Here is a 611-nt window from a genome sequence, read left to right as displayed (position 1 = left end):
GCTTGGCGGAGCGGTGTTCGCCATCGCGCACTCCTTGCCGTTTATTATCGGCGGCGTGCTTTGCTTGGCGGCGATTCTGCTGCTTCAGCGCTTCGTGCTGATCGATCGTCAGACGCGTATCCAACAGCAAACGGCTTAGCACAAATAAAAAGCTGTACACAAGCCTTTCTCGAATGAGAAGGCGGTGTACAGCTTTTTTGATCCCATTTTAGGCTTTGCGTGGCGATAAAACGTACTGGTAAATGTTTACGTGCAAATTCCAGGCGGTTGATCGTAATGGCACGTAGAAATTGTTCCACACTGGGATAGTCTGCCTGAACAGCAACGCCAATCCAGATACGATCCCATTCAGCGCCGCGGATCATAGTATTGCGCAGCGCGTCAGCGCCGTATTTTAGGGGCATAACGACCCCGATCCATCGCAGGTACACAGGACATCGTATCCAAGCTGAAAAGGCCTGAGAAGAACACCTGGGGGACGATAATGAGCGGTTTGAATTGAATCATCTGGAATTCGTTATTGGAGAAGGCGGAAATCAAGGTTCCGAGTGAAAGGGCCGATAACGCGAGCAGAACGGTCCAGGCTTATTGAAATATATGCAGCTAATAAG

At 50.2% G+C, this 611-nt stretch carries 1 pseudogene; it reads right to left on the bottom strand.

The features are described from left to right. Positions 1 to 349: 349 nt before the first annotated feature. Positions 350 to 579, bottom strand: a pseudogene (locus tag AC1DUA_RS39975) (ABC transporter permease); the annotation flags it as partial. Between the last annotated feature and the right edge of the window lie 32 nt (positions 580 to 611).

The organism is Paenibacillus sp. 01T422, assembly GCF_056398785.1.
Note: the sequence above shows the minus strand (reverse complement) of the source record. Positions and strands in the feature narration are given on the sequence as shown.